The organism is Hyphomicrobiales bacterium (assembly GCA_016710435.1).
Lineage (GTDB): Bacteria > Pseudomonadota > Alphaproteobacteria > Rhizobiales > Aestuariivirgaceae > Aestuariivirga.
This window is the reverse complement of the sequence record JADJVV010000001.1, coordinates 518,212-535,769: the sequence shown is the minus strand read 5'-3', so window position 1 is coordinate 535,769 and position 17,558 is coordinate 518,212. Positions and strand designations below refer to the sequence as shown.

Sequence of the window (17,558 nt, the reverse complement as noted above, 5' to 3'; positions counted from 1 at the left end):
TGTCGCCGTCAAGCTGCCGTACAGTTGGCCAAGAGTGCAAGTCTCCAGCCCCGGGCAAAATGGCCCAGGTGGTGCTGGTATATTTGAGGGCCACCATCACGGTCTGCGATGGTGGCCAGTGTCGGGGAGCAGCGAGCGGGCTCAGGAGCCCTTGTATTCCGACCAGAAGTCGTTCCACTCCTCCAGGCTTTGCTGGATGGGGACCTGGCGGTACTTGATGCGGCCTTCCTTGATCAACGTCACGGGGTCGTTGGCAGCGCCATCCACCTGGCCGGTGCGTTGGGCTTCCTTCGCATCCTTCTCGTTGAGCAGCTTGCGGCCACCCTTGGTGACGGTGAACCCGGGGTAGGCGGCCATGCGGGCAGAATGGACCTGACCTTCCGGGGACATCATGTACTGGATGAACTTCTTGGCCATGTCGGCATTCTTGCTGTCCTTGCCAATCGACCAGGATTCGGTGAACTGGATGCCACCTTCCTTCGGAACGACCGACGCGACCTTGGCGCCGTCACGTTCAAGCACGCCGGTGATCCAGTCGCCGATGCCGGCCATGGCGAGCATTTCGCCGGTCTTGAGGCCGTTGAAGGTGCCGCCGTAATCGAAGAAGCCGCCGACCTGGGGACGCAACGTCCTGGTTGTTTCCTTGACCTTGTCCCAGGCCGCGCCGTCGATATCGAAGGGCGAGGCGTTGCCGTTGAGGAGGCTCATCTGGCCGAGGTTTGGCAGGTGCCAGTCAAAGTGGCCGACCTTTCCCTTGATCTCCGGCTTCCAGAAACATTTGTAGCTCATCGCTTCTTCGGCTGAGATGGCGGTGGTGTTGTACGACACGCCGAGGTGGCCGCAGCGCACCATCACCGAATAGAGCTTGCCGTCCATCCAGTGACCGGGGAATTTCTTCCATTCGTCATAGAGGAAGTCGTCGAAGGGATAATCGGCTGCATTCAGCTCCTGGACATAGCCAGCCTGATTCAGCTGTTGCACGAATTCGGCATCGGAGAGGATGACGTCGTATGTTCCGGGCGGCGACTGGGCGATCAGCGCCAGCATGTTGTCGCCACCGGCATAATACTTGGGCTTGAACTTCACGTTGTTGGCGGCTTCGAATTCAGCCACCACATCCGGTTCGCCATGGCCATACCAGGCCAGCATGTTGAGTTCGACGGTCTCGGCCCAGGCGCGGCTGACGAAGGGCATGGAGAGTGCCGCGGTGCCAACGCCGTATTTAAGGACATCGCGCCGGCTCGGCTTGAGGAGTGATTGCTTGCTCATGGACGTTTTCCCTTGCGCGGGTGTTTTTGCAGCTGGTGGTCCGCGCATGCTGGTGACTAAACACATCTGGGCGGCTAATAAAAATTGATCATTCAAATCACAGCATGAGTTTACCTTATGGCTGCATTCCAATGGTGCCGAGTCTCTCGAGGCGCACAAAGTCGGTTTGTCCTGAAACTTGAAGCGTTTGCATGATGTGGTTGACCAGCAGCATTGCCGCGGTTGAAGCCCCGGTGTTCTTGAAAAACATGCCGAGATGAATGTCAGCAAGGGGTGGAAAACCGTCATTCTCCGTGAGAATGCGCATGCCACGCATGAGAGTCCGCCGCGTCAGTGCCGTCACGCCGAAACCAGACTGCACGGCGAGCTGCAGACCATTGATGCCGGGGCTGCTGAAGGTGATCCGCCACGGCCTGCCGATCTGGTCCAGACTGCGGATCATGCGTTCGCGGTAGTGGCATCCCTCCGGGTGAGCGGCGATGGGAACGGGTAATTTCATGTCGGGATCATAGTCGCCCGAAGCGGCCCAGATCGGCCGTTCGGCCCAGGTATAGATAAGCCCCGGCGGCGGTGTGCCCTCAAACATGGCGACAACGATATCCAGTTCGTCATTCTCGAACATGGTCATCAACAACTCGCTGGTGTCGCAATGAATGGAGATCGACACGTCCGGGTGCTGCTTGGAGAACTGGACAAGCGCCTTCTGGAAGAAGGCAACAGCATAGTCGTTGGGCAGTCCCACGCGAAGGTTGCCGGTTGATGCCTTGCGCTGCAGGCGCGCGACGATTTCGTCGTTCATCACCAACAATTGCCGTGCATAGCGCGCCAGACTTTCGCCTTCGCGCGTGAGGGCGATGTTGCGGCCCGATGTGTCCATCAGGGTCATGCCCACGAGCTGCTCGAGTTTCCTGATCTGCAGGCTGATCGCAGGCTGGGTGCGGCCGAGCAACTGCCCGGCCTTTGTGAAGCTGCCGAGATCGATTACCGCGAGGAAGGTTCGCAACACGTCTGTCGGGAGATTGACCACGACCATGCCGGGCTCCAAAGAGAAATTTATGAGACAATAACTTAAATGAATTTCCCATATCAATGCAATCGGCATAGGCGTTCTCCCAACAACAAGCAGTCTTCGGGAGGACAAGATGACCGACCGGCCTTTTGCCGCTGAGATGCCATGGCCCGATTTTCATGCCCGCATGAAGGACGGAAAGACACCGATCCTCATTCCGCTTGGGTCCATGGAGCAACACGGCCATCACATGCCGCTCCACGTCGACGTTTTGTTGCCCACCGAATTTGCCCGCCGTGTCGCGGAACGCATCGGGGGCCTCGTCGCCCCGTCCTTCACCTACGGATACAAGTCGCAGCAGAAATGCGGCGGCGGCAATCACATGCCGGGCACAGTGAGCCTGGAAGGGCAGACGCTGGTGCACCAGCTGCGCGACGTCATCAAGGAATTCGCACGCCATGGCGGACGCAACTTTGCCATCGTCAACGGCCACTACGAGAACTCCTGGTTCATCAATGAAGCGGTGGATCTGGCGCTGCGCGAGTTGCGCTGGGACAGCGTGACGGACGTGAAGATCGTCGTCTTGTCCTATTGGGATTTCGTCAATCAGGACACCATCGAGAAAATCTATCCTGACGGCTTCCCCGGATGGGCAGTGGAGCATGGTGGCGTGCTGGAAACATCGCTCATGCTCGCACTCTATCCGGATCTCGTTCAGCTGCAGCGGGCGGTGGATCATCCAGCGGCAACCTTCCCGCCCTATGATGTTTATCCGGTGAAACCGGAATGGACGCCTGGAAGCGGCACACTGTCCTCGCCGAAAAATGCCTCTCGCGAGAAAGGCGAACTGATGCTGGCCGTTTGCACGGATGGCATCGTGCAGGCGCTTCAGGACGAATTCTCAATCTCGCCCGGCAAGCGCGCCGCGGCCTGACCCAATCCAACATCCCGACAACAAGGAGCACGGACTGCCATGAACAGGGAACGACTGCAGGACTATGTAGGCAACGGCGAACAGGTGAAACCCACCTTCTCGGCCGGCGAAATGAAGCGCCGCCAGGACAATATCCGCCGCTACATGTCCGAGGCGAAGATTGATGCCGCCCTTTTCACCTCCTACCACAACATCTGCTACTACTCCGACTTCATGTTCTGCTACTTCGGCCGGCGTTATGGCCTGGTCGTGGATCACAAGGGTTGCGCATCCATCTCCGCCGGCATCGACGGCGGCCAGCCCTGGCGCCGTACCTTCGGCGGAAAGAATCTCACCTATACCGACTGGCAGAAAGACAACTACTTCCATGCCGTCCGCCAGTTGACCAAGGGCGTGAAGCGTCTCGGCATCGAGTTCGATCATATCAATCTCGACACCATGGCCCTGCTGAAGTCCGAATTCCCGGATATGGAATTTGTCGACATCGCGCAGCCCGCCATGCGCCAGCGCATGATCAAGTCCGCTGAGGAAATCGCGCACATCACCAAGATGACGCGCATCGCGGACATGGGCGGCGCAGCCTGCTGCGAAGCCACGCGCGTTGGCGTCAGCGAACATGAGGTGGCGCTCCATGCCACTGCCACCATGGTGAATGAGATCGCGCGCGTCTGGCCCGACGGCGAACTGATGGACACCTGGACGTGGTTCCAGTCCGGCATCAATACCGATGGCGCACACAACCCTGTCACCAGCCGCAAGCTCCAGCGGGGCGACATCCTCTCGCTCAACTGCTTCCCGATGGTGGCGGGCTATTACGTTGCGCTTGAGCGGACGCTGTTCTGCGAAACGGCCACGGACGAAAACCTCCGCCTGTGGGACATCAACATCGAGGTGCATGAGCGCGGCATCGAGTTGCTGAAGCCCGGCAACAAGTGTTCCGACGTGGCCAAGGAACTGAACGACATCTACGAGCGCTACCAGCTTCTGAAATACCGTTCATTCGGCTATGGCCACAGCTTCGGCGTGCTGTGCCACTACTACGGCCGCGAGGCGGGACTGGAGTTGCGCGAAGACTGCCACACCGTTCTGGAACCCGGAATGGTGGTGTCGATGGAGCCCATGATCACCATTCCAAACCATCTGCCTGGCGCTGGTGGCTACCGCGAGCATGACATCCTGGTGATCACCGAGGACGGCAACCGCAACATCACCCATCATCCCTATGGACCGGAAAAGATGATCATCAAGAACTAAGCCGTCACTCCCCGACGCGCTCACTGGCCCGGCCTTTGCGCCGGGCCTTTTTTTGCAGATCGCACAATGCAAGAGCAGGGGCGCATCCACTCCTGTTCTTCGTCACATGATAAAGTTTGAAGATGGTGCCCAGGGCCGGAATCGAACCAGCGACACGCGGATTTTCAATCCGCTGCTCTACCAACTGAGCTACCTGGGCTTGGGTTCGCGGCGCGATTTCGTGCCGGAACGCGCCCGCGTATAGGCAAGCCGCAAGGCCTTGTCCAGCCTCTTTCAGGAGCTTTCGGCAAGGTGCGGAAAAGTCCGACTCAGCCGCTCCCGCCGCACCGGTTTTTCGCCCGTTCCGCGCAGAACGCGAGGTGCCGTCATCCTTCAGTTGCCCGCTCCGGGTGATCACGTCAAAAACTTTAGGATAAGACCACGTTGCCGTCCGGTCTCCCGCTGTGCGCTGCAGCACTGGCGGGAACGCCCAACGACGGGACTTTTGCGGCTGCCTGCCCAGAATCATTTTGCGCCGCACACAGCGCGCCGTTGCACGCGTTGAAACGAAAGTCGGATTTCCGCCGCAGCCCTTCGCCGCTTTAACGCGCCGTTAAGACCTGAAACGGGCCACCGCCCGGATTGTGTCTTGACGCACAATAATTGCTCAGAGGGAAAGCAAGAGGGAAACGCATGGCAAACGTCGCAGCAGCAGGCGATCTCGACCGCAGCAAATCAACGGTCGTCTTCGCATCGTCACTCGGCACTGTGTTCGAGTGGTACGACTTCTATCTTTACGGGTCGCTCGCGGCCATCATCTCCAAACAGTTCTTCTCGGGCGTGAACGAGACGGCGGGCTTCATCTTCGCGCTGGCCGCCTTCGCGGCGGGCTTCGCCGTCCGTCCCTTCGGCGCAATCGTGTTCGGCCGCCTGGGCGATCTCGTGGGCCGCAAGTACACATTCCTCATCACAATCCTGATCATGGGTCTCGCTACCTTCGGCGTGGGCCTGCTGCCCAGCTATGCCACCATCGGCATGGCAGCGCCGGTCATCCTTGTGGCGTTGCGCCTGTTGCAGGGCCTCGCACTCGGCGGTGAATACGGTGGTGCGGCGACCTATGTTGCCGAACATGCACCTGCCGGAAAGCGCGGCCTCTACACCAGCTGGATCCAGACCACGGCAACGCTCGGCCTGTTCCTCTCGTTGCTCGTCATTCTGGGCTGCCGCACCTGGCTTGGCCCTGATTTCGATACGTGGGGATGGCGCATTCCGTTCCTGCTCTCCATCCTGCTTCTGGCCATCTCGGTGTGGATCCGGTTGAAGCTCAACGAGTCGCCGGTGTTCCAGAAGATGAAAGCGGAAGGCAAGGCCTCGAAGGCGCCGCTTACCGAATCCTTTGGCAACTGGGCGAACCTGAAGGTCGTCATCCTGGCGCTGCTCGGCCTCACCGCCGGTCAGGCCGTGGTGTGGTACACGGGCCAGTTCTACGCGCTGTTCTTCCTGACGCAGACGCTGAAGGTTGACGCGGTGAACGCCAACCTGCTGATCGCGGCTTCGCTCGCCATCGGCACGCCGTTCTTCGTCCTCTTCGGCTGGCTGTCGGACAAGATCGGCCGCAAGTGGATCATCATGCTGGGCTGCCTGCTCGCCATCGTGACCTACTTCCCGATCTTCAAGGCGATCACCTTCTATGCCAATCCGGCACTCTATGAAGCATCGGCCAAGTCTCCTGTCGTCGTCACGGCGGACAAGAACGATTGCTCCTTCCAGTTCAACCCGGTGGGCACGTCCAAGTTCACCAGCGGTTGCGACATCGCAAAGAGCGCGCTGGTGAAGGCGGGTATCCCGTATTCCAACGTTGCAGGCGAAGCCGGCAAGGCGACAGTGAAGGTCGGCGACACCGTCGTTCCGTCCTTCGCTGCCTCGCAGATCGCAACCGACACCAAGGCCAAGGGCGAAGAGCTTGCGGCCAGCCTCAAGGCAGCGGGCGAAGCAGGCGTGGTCGCGGCTGCAACGGCGGCTGATACCGCAATCGGCGAGTTCGTGACGGCCGCAGGCCTCAAGGACACGCGCCCCAATGAAGACGCCACCAAGGCCAAGACCTTGACGGCTCTCATCACGGCGGGACTTGCCAGCGATGCCTACAAGAACGCCACGGACAAGACGGCGGAACTGGGCAAGGTCGTTGACGGTGCCGTCAAGGCCGGCGGCTATGGCGCGGCCATGTCGGACGGTTTTGCAGGCACGCTCTCGGGCGCCCTGAAGGCCGCTGGCTATCCGGCCAAGGCTGATCCCGCCGCCGTCAACAACACGATGCTGATCGTGCTGCTGACGATCCTCGTCATCTACGTGACGATGGTCTACGGCCCGATCGCGGCCATGCTGGTCGAACTCTTCCCGACCCGCATCCGCTACTCCTCCATGTCGCTGCCCTATCACATCGGCAACGGCTGGTTCGGCGGCTTCCTGCCGACGACAGCCTTCGCCATCGTGGCGGCAACGGGCGATATCTACTCCGGACTCTGGTATCCGATCATCATCGCGGCCATGACGCTCGTCATCGGTTCGCTGCTGATCCCGGAAACCAAGGACCGCAACATCAACAACTGATCATCTCCTGACCTAGTGAAGGGGCGGTTGCAACTTAAGTTGCAGCCGCCCCTGTTTTGTGCAGTCTTGAGTTTGCCCAGCAGACAGACGACACTTTGCACATGAAACTCGCCTTCCTCTCGGACATCCACGCCAACCTGCCGGCACTCGAGGCTTGTCTTGCGGGCGCAGAGGCGCTGGGGGCGGAGCGCTTTGTGTTCCTCGGCGATTTCGTGGGCTACGGGCCCGACCCGGAGGCCGTGGTGCGGCGCGTGCGTCCCCTGGTCGAGGCGGGTGCCATCGCCGTGCTCGGCAATCATGACGAGGCGACCTTCCATCCTGACGGCCGCATGAATTCCGCCGCTGCCGCGGCGATGGAATGGACGCGGCAGCATCTTTCGCCGGAATCCGTTTCCTTCCTGAAGTCGCTGCCCCTGGAAGTGAACGACGGCTCACATCTCTTTGTCCATGCCGATGGCTCTAATCCGTCCGCGTGGAATTACGTGACGGATGCCGAGATGGCGGGGCGCAGCCTTGCCGCGGTGAAGGCCAGCGTCACCTTCTGCGGGCACGTTCACATGCCGGCGCTCTATTGCACCACGCAGGCCGGCGGCAAGGTGACGGCGCACACGCCCTCGACCGACATCACCATTCCGCTGGCCAGCCACCGGCATTGGCTTGCTGTACTGGGCGCCGTGGGGCAACCGCGCGACGGCAATCCCGCCGCGTCCTTCGCCGTCTACAATTCCGCCGTCCGCAGTCTCACCTATCACCGCGCGCCCTATGACGCGGAGGGCGTGGCGCGGCGCATTCTGGACGCCGGGCTTCCTGAAAGCCTGGCGGCGCGGCTGGTCAAGGGGCGCTGAGGGGCATGGCAAACGGCATATTGAAACCCGGATCGGTGGTGGGCGGCTACCGCGTGAAGGAATTGCTGCACACCGGCGGCATGGCCCAGCTTTGGACGGTGACTCAAGAGCACAACGATACCGAATACCTGATGAAGGTGCCGGTGCTGCACGAAGGCGAGGACCCGGCGACGATCGTGGGCTTCGAGATGGAGCAGATGATCATGCCGCGGCTCAAGGGCCCGCATGTGCCTCGCTTCATCGCCAACGGCGACTTTGCCGTTCAGCCCTATATCGTGATGGAGAAGGTGGACGGCGAGTCGCTGCTGCCGCGCCTTGAAAAGCTGCCGATGCCCATCGCCGATGTGGTGGAGATCGGCCGCCACGTCGCCATCGCTCTCGATGCACTGCACCGGCAGCGGGTCGTTCACCTCGACATCAAACCCTCCAACATCATGATGCGCCACACGGGCGAGGCCGTGCTCGTGGATTTCGGCCTGTCGCGGCATCTCGACCTGCCGGACCTGGTGGGCGAGGAATTCCGGCTACCCTATGGCACGGCACCCTACATGGCACCGGAACAGATCATGGGGCAGCGCCATGATTTCCGCAGCGATTTCTTCGCGCTCGGGGCCATGCTCTATTTCTTCGCCACGGGCGAACGGCCCTTCGGCGATCCGCCGCGGCTGAAGGGGCTGAAGAAGCGCCTGTGGTGGGACCCGCCGCCGCCCCGCGCACTGAATGCGGAGGTTCCGCTGTGGCTGCAGGAGGTGATCCTGCGCTGCCTGGAGGTCAACGCCTCCAAGCGTTATCCGAACGCGCAGCAGTTGCTCTTCGACCTCACGCATCCTTCCGAGGTACGGCTCACCAAGCGGGCGCACAAGGAGACCGCCGATGGTTTCTTCGTGCGACTCCGGCGCAAGGCGGAACCTTTCGAATCGCTGATCGACCATCCGGCTGATACGAGTGCGGGGCTCGGGCAGGCACCCATCGTGGCCGTTGCCATCGACCTTGCAACCATGTCGCCGGAACTTTCCGAATCCGTCCGGCAGACGGTCATGCGCATCGTGGAACGGTCGAAGGAGATCCGCGTCGCCTGTCTCAACGTGCTGAAGCTGAAGCGCATCGCGCTCGATTCAACGCTGGACGAGGATGGCAACAACAAGCACGTATCGCGCATCGTGCAACTCAAGGACTGGGCGCGCCCGCTGGAGGTGCCGCAGGCGCAGGTGAGTTTCCACGTCCTGGAAGCAACCGATCCGGCTGAAGCCATTCTGGAGTATGCCCGGGAGAACACCGTCGATCACATCGTGATGGGCGCGCGCGACAATTCCACCATGCGGAAACTGCTGGGCAGTGTGTCGGCGCGCGTGGCATCGGAGGCTCCGTGCACGGTCACGGTGGTGCGCGACCGCAAGGATCAGGACTCGTTCGGTTCCTGATCGTCCGGCGTATCTGTTTCAACAGCGGGAATGGCGTAGTTGCCGCCAAGCCAGCGGCCAAGATCAATCTGGGCACAGCGGCTGGAGCAGAAGGGGTGAAATTTCTGCGCCGAAAGCTTCTTGCAGATGGGGCAGGGCCGCCGGGGCCGGAGATGGACCGGCTCGGCCATTACACCAGCGACGACGGCTTGTGCATCAGCGTGTGGAAGACGGGGTAGCCCGCGCCTTCGAGAAGATGCACGGTCTCATAAAGCGGCAGGCCGATCACGCCGGAATGCGAGCCCGAGAGCATGCGCACGAAGGCTTCGGCCCGGCCCTGGATGGCGTAACCCCCGGCCTTGCCGCGCCATTCGCCGCTGGCGACATAGGCGTGGATGTCTTCGCGCGAGAGGCGCTTGAAACGGACCTTGGTTTCCGAGCAGCGGTAGGTGAGGCGACCCTTGGGATCGATCAGGCAAACGGCGGAATAGACCCAGTGCGAACGGCCGGAGAGAAGGGCAAGTGCGGCCTTCACATCCTGCTCGGTCTCGGCCTTGGGTACGGAACGGCGGCCCAACCCGACCACCGTATCCGCCGCCAGGATGAAGACGTTGGGGCCGAGATCCTTCACCAGCGGCAGATCCACAACGGCCTTGGCCTTGTCCTGCGCGAGGCGGATGGCAAGGCGGCGCGGTGTTTCAAACCGTTCGGGTGTTTCGTCGATGTCCGACGGGCAAAGGAGGTCCGGCGCCAGACCGGCGCGCTCCAGCAGCGCCACACGGCGCGGCGAGGCGCTGGCCAATACCAGGCGGCTCTTGGGCTTTTCCTCGGCCATTGCGCCCGGTTCCCTTTACTTGAAGCGGTAGTTGATGCGGCCCTTGGTCAGGTCATAGGGCGTCATCTCGACCATGACCCGGTCTCCTGCCAGCACGCGGATGCGGTTCTTGCGCATCTTGCCGGAGGTGTGGGCGATGATTTCGTGGGAATTGTGGTCCAGTTTCACGCGGAACGTCGCGTTGGGCAGCAGTTCCGAAACAGTGCCCTCAAATTCGAGCAGTTCTTCCTTTGCCATTCAATCTCCTTGGGTTGGCAGCCTCTTCCGGCGCAGGCGCGGTTGCAGGCGGGGCAGCAATGGACCTTTCGCCAGCAATTTTCAAGTGCGGGCGAGGCGGTTCGCTGCGGTTGCAGGAGGGGTCCGGAGGCGCTAACAGGCAGCCCATGAAATCCTCCCCCGCCACGCATGAGCGACTGGGCCCTGCCGCCAAGGACGATGTGAAGCTGCCGACCGAGCGCAGCTTCGCCCACGTCTTCGCCGGGGTCTTCGCGCTGGTCGCACTCCTGCCGCTGGTGCATGGAGGGGCGTGGCGTCCCTGGGCGCTGGTTGTATCTGCTGTCTTTCTGGCGCTTGGCTATGGCGCGCCCATGGTCCTGCGCCCGCTGAACAAGCTCTGGTTCAAGTTCGGGCTGCTGCTGCATGCCATCATCAATCCCATCGTGCTCGGCGCCATGTTCTTCGTCGCGGTCACGCCCATGGCGCTTGTCATGCGGCTGGCAGGAAAGAAACTGCTGAACATGGACTACGAGCCCAACGCCAAGAGCTATTGGATCGAACGCAAGCCACCGGGGCCCCCGCCCGAATCGGTGCGGCGGCAATTCTGAGGAGTTTCCATGTCTTTCCTGAAAGAACTCTGGGCCTTTGCCCGTGAACGCAAGAAGGTCTGGCTCCTGCCGCTTCTGGTCATGCTCGTGGTGTTCGGCGGTCTGCTGATCCTGGCCAAGGGCAGCGCCGTGGCGCCCTTCATCTACACGATTTTCTGAGGCACATCGGTCTTGCGAGTCCTTGGCGTATCGGCGTTCTATCACGACAGTGCTGCGGCTCTGGTGGTGGATGGGCGCATTGTGGCGGCGGCGCAGGAAGAGCGCTTCACCCGCAAGAAGCACGATCCCGGTTTCCCCACGCAGGCCATCGCGTATTGCCTGCAGGCCGGCGGCCTGAAACTTGAGGACGTCGATTACGTTGCCTTCTACGACAAGCCGTTCCTGAAGTTCGAGCGCCTGCTCGAAACCTATCTCGCCTTCGCGCCCCGGGGCTTCACCTCCTTCCGCATGGCCATGCCGGTGTGGTTGCGCGAGAAGCTGTTCCAGAAGAGCCTCCTGCAGAAGGAGTTCAAGAAGATCGCACCGGCCTTCGATGGCGAGAAGCTGATGTTCACCGAACATCACCTGAGCCATGCGGCCAGCGCCTTCTATCCGTCGCCGTTTGAAAATGCCGCAGTGCTGACGATGGACGGCGTGGGCGAATGGGCCACCACGTCGCTGGCAATGGGGCAGGGCGAGACGCTGGACATCCACAAGGAGATCCACTTCCCCCACTCGCTGGGCCTCCTCTATTCCGCCTTCACCTACTACACCGGCTTCAAGGTCAACTCGGGCGAATACAAGATCATGGGATTGGCGCCTTATGGCACGCCGCGCTTCGCCCAGACGATCCTCGACAACCTGATCGACGTGAAGGACGACGGTTCCTACCGGCTGAACATGGACTACTTCGATTACGCGACCGGTCTCACCATGACCAACGCGAAGTTTGACCAGTTGTTTGGGGGCCCGCCGCGCAAGGCGGAGCAACTTCTCACCCAGCGGGAGATGGATCTCACGGCATCGGTCCAACACGTGCTCGAAGAGGTCGTGCTGAAGATGACGCGCGCGATCGCCAAAGACACCGGCGCCCGCAACCTTTGCCTCGCCGGTGGCGTCGCCCTCAACTGCGTGGCCAATGGCAAGGTGTTGCGGGACGGTGCCTTCGACCGCATCTGGATCCAGCCCGCCTCTGGCGATGCAGGCGGTGCGTTGGGTGCGGCGCTCTCCGTCTGCCACGGAATCGGTGGTGTGGCACGGAAGGTCGCGGCAATGGGCGACGGCATGGCCGGGGCCTATCTCGGTCCGGCCTATGACCAGCCCGACATCGAGGCCCGCCTGAAGGCCGCTGGCGCGCGCTTCGAGGTCCTGGACGACGGCAAGGTCGTGAGCGAAACCGCGGCGGCCCTTGCGGATGGCAAAGCTGTGGGATGGTTCCAGGGCCGCATGGAGTTCGGTCCGCGCGCCTTGGGCAACCGCTCCATCCTCGGCGACCCGCGTTCGCCCAAGATGCAATCGGTGCTGAACCTGAAGGTGAAATACCGTGAGTCATTCCGCCCCTTCGCACCCTCCGTGTTGCGCGAGAACGTGGCGGAGTGGTTCGAAATGGACACCGACAGTCCCTACATGCTGCTGGTGGCCGATGTGGTGGAGGGCAAGCGCCGCGCCATGTCGGCTGCGGAAGAAGCGCTCTTCGGCATCGATAAACTCAACGTTCCGCGCTCCGACATTCCCGCCGTGACCCATGTGGACTATTCGGCCCGCGTGCAGACGGTGCACAAGGATACAAATCCACTCTATCACGCGCTCATTTCGGCCTTCGGCGCAAAGACGGGCTGCCCCGTTGTCGTCAACACCAGTTTCAACGTGCGGGGCGAGCCCCTGGTGTGTTCACCTGAGGACGCGTTCCGCTGTTTCATGGGCACGGAAATCGAGGTTCTCGTCGTCGGCAATTGCCTGCTGCGCAAGGAGCAACAGGATGTCGCGCTGAAGCTCAGCTACGAGACGGCGTTCGAACTCGACTAGGGTTTCCCGGGATGCGGCTGATCAGGCAGCGCTGTCACGGCGCACCAGAAGGCTGTTGAGCATGCCGCGCAAGGTGCGCTTCTTCATCGCAACGCGCCGCGTCTGGAACGTCATCAGGCTGGCCAGTGGAATGGGTTGGGTGCCCAGTGCCGCCGTGAAGGTTTCCAGCATGCCAATTCGCGCGGCTTGATCCAGGCTGCCCTGTTCAATGCTTTCCGCCTGCGCAAAAGCCATTTCCACCACCGCCCATGCGGGATGGCCGAGACGATTGATGCGCGTATCATTGCGGCGCGGCTCCACCAGCGAACTGCCGTGCGCCATCCACCATTTCTGCGATGAGCGGTAAGGATCGGAATAGTGGCCGACTGTTTCCCACCAGCGCAACGCCTGCGGTGGCGTATCAAATCCACAAAACGAAAACACGCGCTTCACGACATTGGCATTGTCGCCAAGGAAATCGTCGAAATGAACGATCATGCAATCCGACGCAGATTTCGCCAGCAAGAGGCCGCCGAAATACTCGACGAGAAGGGGGCGAACATCAGCTTCACCGTGCAATGATTTGGCCGCCTTCGCCAGCCACTCAGCCGGCTTCCGGTACATATAGAGCAACTTGAATGTCTTGAACCTGTTGAGGGCGGCGGCGTTGAACAAGGGCAGCTTGTCACCGGCGATCGTGAAGTCAAAACCCTGCTTGCCAGCATGCTTCAGCAGCTTGCGATAGGCTTCGTCACTGCGCCCATGTTCGCGCATGATGTGCCTCAGGTCCGGCATTGCCGTCAGCAAGCGCCGCGCATATTTGCCCAGGCTCAACTCGTTCAGGTCGGTTTCATAAAGGATGAGAAATGAGGGGTGGGCGTTCAACATACCCACCAGACTGCTCGTGCCGGTATTCGGCCCTCCCAAGATCATAACTGGCTTATGCAATGACGGGCCTCAAGAAGAGCATGCGACAACACGCCATCAATACGGCTGATTCGCGCCTTGGCAACGCATCATCCGTGGTGAATCAAAGCGTTAGCTACCTAAAGTAGCTTTACCCTGTTCACAATGCCGGTATTCGTATTTGCCTGTTCCTGGCTCGAAAGATATCCGTAGGTTTTGCGGCCGAGGAGGCGGGGACGATGCTCCTCGACAATCTCCGCGCGCGCCACTATCAGCGGTGCGGTTTCTCTTTTACCCGGGTTTCTGTCTTGTCCAAAAACACTCTGTTTTCCGTCATCATCCTCGCCATTTGCCTCGTCGTGGGGCTAGTGGCGGGTGAAGTTGTGCTGCGCGTCAAGAACATGTCGATGCAGAACTACGACATCGAGATGTGGCGCTATGCGAAGGAGTTGAAGACTCCGAGTGCGGACCCGTCGCTCGGACATGAGCATATCAAGGACAGCGAGGCGCTGTTGCAGTCGGTGGTCATCCGCACCAACGAGTGGGGCTTGCGGGGCGGGCCGGTGGCGGACATGCCTGCAGGCGGCCGCCGGATCCTCGTGCTTGGCGCCTCCATCACGCTGGGCTGGGGCGTGAAGGAAGAAGACACGATGACGGCCCTCCTTGAGCGCAAGTTTGCGGAGAAGGGTGAGCCCGTGCAGGTCCTCAATGCGGGTATCGGCAACTACAATGCCGAGCGCTACGTCAAGCATTTCTTCAATGACCTGGAAGGCCTGAAGCCCACCGATATCGTCGTCCACTATTTCCTCCGCGATGCGGAAAGGCTGGAAGCTGGCGGGGGCAATTTCTTCCTGCGCAACAGCGAGCTCGCCGTCACTTTGTGGATCGCCATGAACCGCTTGGTCGGGCCCAGCGGCGAGGCGTCCATCGAGGAGCATTACAAGGCTGTCTACGATCCACAGTCAGAGGGCTACAAGACCATGGAGGCCTCGCTCAAGGCACTGGCGGACTATGCCAAGGCCAACAACATCCGTCTCACGCTCGCCATGGTGCCTGATGTGCACAATCTCGAAAATTATCCGTTCACGGACATTCACTCCCGCATGAAGACCGTGGCCGAGGGAATGGGGTACCGCTTCGTGGACCTGCTGCCGGCCTTCGGCTCGCTGAAGCCCAGTGAAGTCTGGGCCATGCCGGGCGATCCGCACCCCAACGCGCTGGGGCACAAGCTGATGGCGGACGCCCTGTTCCCCGTATTGTCGTCGCCCTGAGCCATGCTGTTCAGCGAACCGCGCTTCTTTCTCTTCTTTGCGGTCTACGGGGTGCTGCACCTCATCGTTCCGCCGCGGTTTCGCCTCTGGCTGGTGATCCTGGGTGGTGCGGCCTTCTATGCATCGTGGCGGCCTGAATACATGTGGGTGCCGGTGGGGCTGAGCCTCGCTGCGCATTTTGGCGCCCAGTGGCTCGACCTCGAAACAGATGCGGCAGGGCGGCTGCGGCGCCTGTGGCTTGTGCTGGTTGTGATTTTCGCACCCCTCGTGATCGTGAAGTATACGCATTTCGTGCTGGCCGATGTGCTGCAGGCGGGCGTGGCCGCTGCTGACTACCGCTGGGCCCTGCCGCTCGGCATTTCCTTCATTACCTTCACGGTCACGGCCTATGTCGTGGATGTCTACCGCCGCCGCTATGCGCGGGAGAAAAGCCTCGCGCTGATGCTGGGCTATGTTCTCTTCTTCCCGCATCTCATCGCTGGCCCCATCTTGCGTCCCAATGAACTCATGCCGCAGCTCAAGCAAGAGCGCCGCGCGCTGGATGCGCGGCTCCTGCTCGGCATCAGCCTGTTCACGATGGGTCTCGTCAAGAAGCTCGTCTTCGCCGACCAGATCTCCGCAGCGGTCGAGCCCGTCTATGCCAACGCGGCGGGTCTCACGGCCTGGCACTACCTCGTCGCCATCTACGGCTTCTCGGTGCAGATCTACTGCGATTTCTCCGGCTATACAGACATGGCGATCGGGCTGGCCTATCTGCTCCGCATTCGCCTCCCCACCAACTTCCTGCGTCCCTACGGGGCGGCCTCGCTCACTCAATTCTGGCGGCGGTGGCACATCACGCTGTCCTTCTGGCTTCGTGATTATCTCTACATTCCGCTGGGCGGGAACCGGCGGGGCAAGGCCCGGCAGGTCATCAACCTGTTCGTCACCATGGTGCTCGGCGGGCTCTGGCATGGCGCCAACTGGACCTTCGTGATCTGGGGTGCACTGCATGGCGCGGGATTGAGCCTGTCACATCTGCTGTCCCGCCGCATGCGGTTGCCGCGCTGGCTTGGTGTCCTGCTGACATTCCACTTCGTCACGTTGGCGTGGGTGTTCTTCCGAGCGCCCGACCTTGCCACGGCGATCCGGGTACTGACGGGGCCGTTCACCGCAGGCTTCGCGGATGCAGCGGCTACGCTCGGCAAGCTGGCGTTCCCCATCCTGCTCACAGCCGTGTTCCTCGCCACCCACGCGTTTGACCGCCATGCCCGTCTGCGCTGGCTCAGCGTGCACGGCAACAAGGTCTTGCAATGGGGTGTGATTGCCCTGTGCTGGATGCTCGCCATCGCGGTGAGCCAAGGCAGCTCGGCGAAATTCATTTATTTCGATTTCTGACTTCAGCAGAGCTGTCGGCCCGTCAGCGATTCCAGAATCCGCTGCGGTGACTTCTCGGGATGCGCCATATCGTCGATGGTGATCTCGAAGGTCTGTTCGAGCGCATAGCGTCCGGCCAAAGCGGCATGGAGCACGCTGTCGGTGAAGCACAGCCAGACGGAATTGGGCGGGAACTCGAACAGGGTCTGCGGGCTGTTGTCCTGGAAGTCACGGTCAAGTTTCCCCAGGTCGTGCAGGTGCAGCATGATGTGATCGTAGTGCGAGCGCTTCCAGTGGGTGAGGTGCATCAGGTTGAGGGCTGCGAATTCCCCCGGCAGCGGCTGGCGGATTTTCCCGATGTAGCGTTTGGCGTAGTCAGCGAAGTCACCGCCCACCTTCCATTGGCGAGTCTCGCCAAAGGGGTTGATGTTGTTGAAGACGCGGAGGATGCGGCGCTTGACCATGGGACGGCGCTTGAAGGCGTCGGCGTGGAGCAACGTATCGTCGAAGCGGAACTGCTTGCTGTCACCCACCTTGCCGAGCGCCTTACGGTTGCGGATTTCAACGGGGCGGAAGGTGGTGCGCTGCGCCTGGTATTTGCCGCCCACGTCGCCCAGCAGGCGCACCAGCCACGCTTCGGCCTGCGCACGGTAACGGGTCATCAGTGCCTCCGCTGCGGACCTGTAGGGCGAGTCTTTTGCAACGCCGGAGGTCTTCTTCAGGTAGGGGTCCAGGGTAATGTTCTTCTGCACACCATCGGTCAGGGCGGCATCTTGTGAAAAGAGAATGCGCTCGTCCTCGTGCAAGGGCACGGACAGTCCGGGGATGAACAGCACGTTGCTCCCTTCGAGTTGCTCGACCGCCGATGCCTGCTCTTGTGCCGTCCATGCGGGACTGCTGAAGCGGGCCGATGGAATTTCGATGATCCTGGACATTGCCTGTCGCTTCCCAAATGGCCGGATGAAGGATGAACCATTGCTTCAGGGATTGCCATTATCCGATTGAATTCAAAAGAACAATCATGGCGTCCGGCAAAGCATGGTTACGCGGCGAGGTTGACCCATTGAACGCCGCCGTCTAGAG

17 protein-coding genes and 1 tRNA gene are annotated in these 17,558 nt (G+C 61.2%); 10 read left to right on the top strand and 8 right to left on the bottom strand.

Features of this window, described 5'->3' with window-relative positions; translation table 11 throughout:
• Positions 1–141: 141 nt before the first annotated feature.
• A complete protein-coding gene (locus IPM06_02650) occupies positions 142–1,269 on the bottom strand; it encodes a spermidine/putrescine ABC transporter substrate-binding protein (GenBank protein ID MBK8769311.1) in 1,128 nt (375 codons plus the stop codon).
• Between the two features lie 115 nt (positions 1,270–1,384).
• Positions 1,385–2,302, bottom strand: a complete 918-nt coding sequence (locus IPM06_02645; GenBank protein ID MBK8769310.1) for a LysR family transcriptional regulator — start codon at positions 2,300–2,302, stop codon at positions 1,385–1,387.
• A 136-nt stretch (positions 2,303–2,438) separates the two neighbouring features.
• Between IPM06_02645 and IPM06_02640 the strand changes: the two genes are divergently transcribed.
• Together IPM06_02640 and IPM06_02635 are read left to right on the top strand one after the other, a co-directional pair.
• Positions 2,439–3,212, top strand: a complete 774-nt coding sequence (locus IPM06_02640) for a creatininase (protein MBK8769309.1) — start codon at positions 2,439–2,441, stop codon at positions 3,210–3,212.
• Positions 3,213–3,251: 39 nt separating this feature from the next.
• On the top strand, positions 3,252–4,466 hold the full coding sequence (locus IPM06_02635; protein ID MBK8769308.1) for an aminopeptidase P family protein: 1,215 nt from the start codon (positions 3,252–3,254) through the stop codon (positions 4,464–4,466).
• 123 nt (positions 4,467–4,589) lie between these two features.
• Here the strand turns inward: IPM06_02635 and IPM06_02630 are convergent.
• Positions 4,590–4,665, bottom strand: a tRNA-Phe gene (locus IPM06_02630).
• Positions 4,666–5,138: 473 nt separating this feature from the next.
• On the opposite strand from IPM06_02630, the gene IPM06_02625 reads away from it, so the two are divergent.
• The 3 genes from IPM06_02625 (at position 5,139) to IPM06_02615 (ending at position 9,321) form a co-directional block, all read left to right on the top strand.
• Positions 5,139–7,055, top strand: a complete 1,917-nt coding sequence (locus tag IPM06_02625) for an MFS transporter (GenBank protein ID MBK8769307.1) — start codon at positions 5,139–5,141, stop codon at positions 7,053–7,055.
• Positions 7,056–7,156: 101 nt separating this feature from the next.
• Entirely contained in the window at positions 7,157–7,900 is a 744-nt protein-coding gene (locus IPM06_02620) for a metallophosphoesterase family protein (GenBank protein MBK8769306.1), read from the top strand.
• Between the two features lie 5 nt (positions 7,901–7,905).
• A complete protein-coding gene (locus tag IPM06_02615; protein MBK8769305.1) occupies positions 7,906–9,321 on the top strand; it encodes a protein kinase in 1,416 nt (471 codons plus the stop codon).
• Here IPM06_02615 and yacG read toward each other — a convergent pair.
• The 3 genes from yacG to infA are packed head-to-tail and all read right to left on the bottom strand — an operon-like array spanning position 9,300 to position 10,372.
• Complete coding sequence (gene yacG / locus IPM06_02610) at positions 9,300–9,491, bottom strand: DNA gyrase inhibitor YacG (GenBank protein MBK8769304.1); 192 nt, start codon at positions 9,489–9,491, stop codon at positions 9,300–9,302. The genes IPM06_02615 and yacG overlap by 22 nt on opposite strands.
• Positions 9,491–10,135, bottom strand: a complete 645-nt coding sequence (maf, locus tag IPM06_02605) for a septum formation protein Maf (protein ID MBK8769303.1) — start codon at positions 10,133–10,135, stop codon at positions 9,491–9,493. The genes yacG and maf overlap by 1 nt, the downstream gene beginning before the upstream one ends.
• A 15-nt stretch (positions 10,136–10,150) precedes the next feature.
• Positions 10,151–10,372: a translation initiation factor IF-1 gene (gene infA, locus IPM06_02600; GenBank protein MBK8769302.1), complete on the bottom strand. Its 222-nt coding sequence runs from the start codon at positions 10,370–10,372 to the stop codon at positions 10,151–10,153.
• Positions 10,373–10,518: 146 nt separating this feature from the next.
• On the opposite strand from infA, the gene IPM06_02595 reads away from it, so the two are divergent.
• The 3 genes from IPM06_02595 to IPM06_02585 are packed head-to-tail and all read left to right on the top strand — an operon-like array spanning position 10,519 to position 12,963.
• Entirely contained in the window at positions 10,519–10,959 is a 441-nt protein-coding gene (locus tag IPM06_02595; GenBank protein MBK8769301.1) for a hypothetical protein, read from the top strand.
• A gap of 9 nt (positions 10,960–10,968) precedes the next feature.
• Positions 10,969–11,118, top strand: coding sequence for a hypothetical protein (locus IPM06_02590; protein ID MBK8769300.1), 150 nt, complete (start codon positions 10,969–10,971; stop codon positions 11,116–11,118).
• A gap of 12 nt (positions 11,119–11,130) precedes the next feature.
• Positions 11,131–12,963, top strand: coding sequence for a carbamoyltransferase (locus IPM06_02585; protein ID MBK8769299.1), 1,833 nt, complete (start codon positions 11,131–11,133; stop codon positions 12,961–12,963).
• Positions 12,964–12,984: 21 nt separating this feature from the next.
• Here IPM06_02585 and IPM06_02580 read toward each other — a convergent pair whose 3' ends face one another.
• Positions 12,985–13,875: a sulfotransferase gene (locus tag IPM06_02580; GenBank protein MBK8769298.1), complete on the bottom strand. Its 891-nt coding sequence runs from the start codon at positions 13,873–13,875 to the stop codon at positions 12,985–12,987.
• A 281-nt stretch (positions 13,876–14,156) separates the two neighbouring features.
• Between IPM06_02580 and IPM06_02575 the strand changes: the two genes are divergently transcribed.
• Positions 14,157–15,119, top strand: coding sequence for a hypothetical protein (locus IPM06_02575; GenBank protein ID MBK8769297.1), 963 nt, complete (start codon positions 14,157–14,159; stop codon positions 15,117–15,119).
• 3 nt (positions 15,120–15,122) lie between these two features.
• Entirely contained in the window at positions 15,123–16,496 is a 1,374-nt protein-coding gene (locus tag IPM06_02570; GenBank protein MBK8769296.1) for an MBOAT family protein, read from the top strand.
• Between the two features lie 2 nt (positions 16,497–16,498).
• On the opposite strand, the gene IPM06_02565 is transcribed toward IPM06_02570, so the two are convergent.
• A complete protein-coding gene (locus IPM06_02565) occupies positions 16,499–17,410 on the bottom strand; it encodes a Kdo hydroxylase family protein (GenBank protein ID MBK8769295.1) in 912 nt (303 codons plus the stop codon).
• Positions 17,411–17,558: the final 148 nt, after the last annotated feature.

What these genes read in the sequence shown, in the direction of transcription:
- IPM06_02650 (MBK8769311.1), bottom strand. Translation starts at nt 1,269, where the DNA reads ATGAGCAAGCAATCACTCCTCAAGCCGAGCCGGCGCGATGTCCTTAAA.
- IPM06_02645 (MBK8769310.1), bottom strand. Translation starts at nt 2,302, where the DNA reads ATGGTCGTGGTCAATCTCCCGACAGACGTGTTGCGAACCTTCCTCGCG.
- IPM06_02640 (MBK8769309.1), top strand. Translation starts at nt 2,439, where the DNA reads ATGCCATGGCCCGATTTTCATGCCCGCATGAAGGACGGAAAGACACCG.
- IPM06_02635 (MBK8769308.1), top strand. Translation starts at nt 3,252, where the DNA reads ATGAACAGGGAACGACTGCAGGACTATGTAGGCAACGGCGAACAGGTG.
- IPM06_02625 (MBK8769307.1), top strand. Translation starts at nt 5,139, where the DNA reads ATGGCAAACGTCGCAGCAGCAGGCGATCTCGACCGCAGCAAATCAACG.
- IPM06_02620 (MBK8769306.1), top strand. Translation starts at nt 7,157, where the DNA reads ATGAAACTCGCCTTCCTCTCGGACATCCACGCCAACCTGCCGGCACTC.
- IPM06_02615 (MBK8769305.1), top strand. Translation starts at nt 7,906, where the DNA reads ATGGCAAACGGCATATTGAAACCCGGATCGGTGGTGGGCGGCTACCGC.
- yacG (MBK8769304.1), bottom strand. Translation starts at nt 9,491, where the DNA reads ATGGCCGAGCCGGTCCATCTCCGGCCCCGGCGGCCCTGCCCCATCTGC.
- maf (MBK8769303.1), bottom strand. Translation starts at nt 10,135, where the DNA reads ATGGCCGAGGAAAAGCCCAAGAGCCGCCTGGTATTGGCCAGCGCCTCG.
- infA (MBK8769302.1), bottom strand. Translation starts at nt 10,372, where the DNA reads ATGGCAAAGGAAGAACTGCTCGAATTTGAGGGCACTGTTTCGGAACTG.
- IPM06_02595 (MBK8769301.1), top strand. Translation starts at nt 10,519, where the DNA reads ATGAAATCCTCCCCCGCCACGCATGAGCGACTGGGCCCTGCCGCCAAG.
- IPM06_02590 (MBK8769300.1), top strand. Translation starts at nt 10,969, where the DNA reads ATGTCTTTCCTGAAAGAACTCTGGGCCTTTGCCCGTGAACGCAAGAAG.
- IPM06_02580 (MBK8769298.1), bottom strand. Translation starts at nt 13,875, where the DNA reads ATGATCTTGGGAGGGCCGAATACCGGCACGAGCAGTCTGGTGGGTATG.
- IPM06_02570 (MBK8769296.1), top strand. Translation starts at nt 15,123, where the DNA reads ATGCTGTTCAGCGAACCGCGCTTCTTTCTCTTCTTTGCGGTCTACGGG.
- IPM06_02565 (MBK8769295.1), bottom strand. Translation starts at nt 17,410, where the DNA reads ATGTCCAGGATCATCGAAATTCCATCGGCCCGCTTCAGCAGTCCCGCA.